Annotated in this window: 3 protein-coding genes; 1 reads left to right on the top strand and 2 read right to left on the bottom strand. The window is 42.8% G+C overall.

What is annotated here, in order from left to right:
- Positions 1-1002: 1002 nt before the first annotated feature.
- Complete coding sequence (locus ABFC84_13610) at positions 1003-1368, bottom strand: redoxin domain-containing protein (protein MEN6413777.1); 366 nt, start codon at positions 1366-1368, stop codon at positions 1003-1005.
- A 39-nt stretch (positions 1369-1407) separates the two neighbouring features.
- Positions 1408-2280 (bottom strand): VIT1/CCC1 transporter family protein, encoded by an 873-nt coding sequence (locus ABFC84_13605; GenBank protein MEN6413776.1) that lies wholly within the window; start codon positions 2278-2280, stop codon positions 1408-1410.
- A gap of 182 nt (positions 2281-2462) precedes the next feature.
- Here ABFC84_13605 and ABFC84_13600 point away from each other — a divergent pair.
- The coding region (locus tag ABFC84_13600; protein MEN6413775.1) for a hypothetical protein at positions 2463-2673 on the top strand (211 nt) is incomplete at its 3' end.

Below are 2673 nucleotides of genomic sequence, written 5' to 3'. Positions count from 1 at the left end.
GGAATAAATATGGCCGGCATGCGGCACAACCAGAGCGAAAACCTCACCGGTCAATTCCGGCGCGACAGCCCGGTCAAGGTAATCCTGTATTTCGTCCCGCAGATCGATAGGATCGGCAGGATACCAGATTCCGGCAATAGGCGAAGGGCGAATGTCCGTAAATCCACTATTGCTCATGTATTTATTGTAGCACAAGCAACCCTGGATGGCTCAAGTAACTGCTGCTTTAATAAAGGTTAGTTGAGCGAAGGACAGAAGAATGGAGAAAGAGAATAAGGGAACAGAAACTTCCATGACATCCGTTAAAATCAAATCTATCACTTGAGTCCTACCAGTGATTTAACTTAGTTCGCTTGGGTATTATGCTGATTGAATTGATCTTTTGCCTGATGGTCCTTAAATTCACAGCACAAAAATTAAAAGAACTGACTGTGCAACTAATAGAATAGTCATCAAGACTGAAATCGTATTCTGCGTATAGGAGTTCTATAATCCATTTCCGTGTCCCCTTTTGTTGTTGATTCTTGCTTTATAGGCGATTAAAATCCAACGTACGGTGCTGATTAACATTACAAGCATAGCACAAGGATGGGTAAACGTTTTAAGCAAAGCTGCTTACGTCCTCTGCAAAGTACTGCCCCTGCATTTTTAACGAAAAATTTAAGCCCTATCACTAAACTGATTGATACCAGCAGTTCCGTTTACAATGATGCAGTTTTCTGGCATTAATACAATGCTGACCGATTGATTGGACAGTCAGCGATGCTTGGTCTCTTTTTGTGGTTTGCCTCCTCTTTGTCATCCATACAACATTATTCATCACAGCAGTTCTTTTATATCATTTTCCAGTTGTTCGGGTCTGTAGGCAGATGGATAGCGTGCTTTAACATTGCCATTTCTGGCAATCAGAAATTTCCCAAAATTCCATTTTGTATCACCAGGTTTTGCAAAAGGCTTTAATACTTTAACTTTGCTTTCAAAAGAATCAGTATTCTTATCGTCTTAATCCTCCGGTGCCTGCTCCTTCAGCCAGATAAAAAGAGGATCGGCGTTTTTGCCGCTTACATCAATTTTGGCGAAACGGGGAAATGTTGTATGATAATTCACCGTACAAAATTCCTCGATTTTTTCATCTGTCTCTGGTGGTTGGCTTAGAAATTGCTTGCAGGGAAAGTCAGGAATCTCAAAGCCTTCTTCCTTGTGTTTTTGATATAGAGTTTCCAACGCTTCGTATTGCGGCGTTAAGCCGCATTTAGTTGCCGTATTTACAACGAACAATACCTTTCCCCTGTATTGGGACAGGGATACAGTTTCGTCTTTGCTATTCTTCACAGTAAAATCATGAATGTTTTCTTTTATACTGCTCATCCTTTCTATTTCCCTATTGTTGAAGCTCCTTCGCAACATCTACAAATCAATTCCCAAGACATTTTTGACTATCAACCCGATCGCAAAGGAAATTGCTGCAACGCCCATGGTGATACCGGCCATTACGAAAAAATTGCGCCGGAATGGTCTGCCTTTTGCGATGGAGACATAAAAATTAAAGCCGGCGATGATAGCAACGGCGATCAGCAGTGTTATACCCAATGCCCAAAGATATCCGCCCGGTGGAGATAGCAGATATGGAGTAATCAGCAGCGTAACAGTAACCAGATAGGCAAGCCCCGTATAAGCGGCTGATTTGACCGCGTTTTTTTGCCCCGCCTCACGGGATGAAAGATATCCAGAAGCCGTCATCGAAAGTGTCGCGGAGATGCCCGTAATCAATCCTGCCATCGCAATGATGTGAGTGTTTTGCATCGCAAGCGTATATCCCGCCAGAGCGCCGGTAAGCTCTACAAGCGCATCGTTCATGCCCAATACAATATCGCCCACGTAATGCAGGCGTTCTTCATCCAACATATCAAGCAGCTTCTGCTCATGAATCTCTTCCTCATCCAAAATCTGTTTTAATTCGGGAATTCGGGCAGCCTCTTTTTCATAAGCCTTGATCCCCAAATCCTCGCCCCGTTCCAGCAATTTAATTATAAAAGTATACCCAAATATGCGGGCAGCTAGTGTGTAGCAAAACAGCCTGAAGTGGCGAGGCTTACGTTTGCAGCCCGTATACTTTTCAAATACAGCGGCATGTTTATACTCTTCATTTGAGATACCCAGCAGGGTTTCCCGTTCGCTTTCATTTTTCGTAAGCTGGGCGATTTCATGGTATAAAGCCGCTCCATCGATTTCTTGCTGCTGGAGCATTTTCAAATAGGAGACATTTAATTTTGTTTCCAATTTAAGACTTTCCTGAAAAACTTATTTTTAATACTCGAATTCCATCTGATTAATTGTTATTAGGGTCTTATGCTAATTCGGGAAGCACGGGATTTCATTTGAAGGAAATCAACTTTACCGAGGTTACTGTTTCAAATTCCCATATTTTATCCAGAGAATAGAGGGAGGTCCTCCGAGAGTTTATGTTTGAGCAATTGTACCAAAGGATCAGCATACGCGGGGTTCGTAAATTCGGAGATGGAGATATGGCAGGGGACATAGGGAAGGAGACTGCAGACCGGAGAACCAAAAGAAGGCTCGATCAACTCTCGGACTCTACCCGAATCCACTCTCTTAAGAACTTAGATGAGCATATTACAAGAACAATTCAGACTACTGCAGAAAATCCCAGGG

This window comes from Veillonellales bacterium (assembly GCA_039680175.1).
Taxonomy (GTDB): domain Bacteria; phylum Bacillota; class Negativicutes; order JAAYSF01; family JAAYSF01; genus JBDKTO01.
The sequence above is the reverse complement of the archived record's forward strand: the minus strand, read 5'-3'. Positions and strand labels throughout refer to the sequence as shown.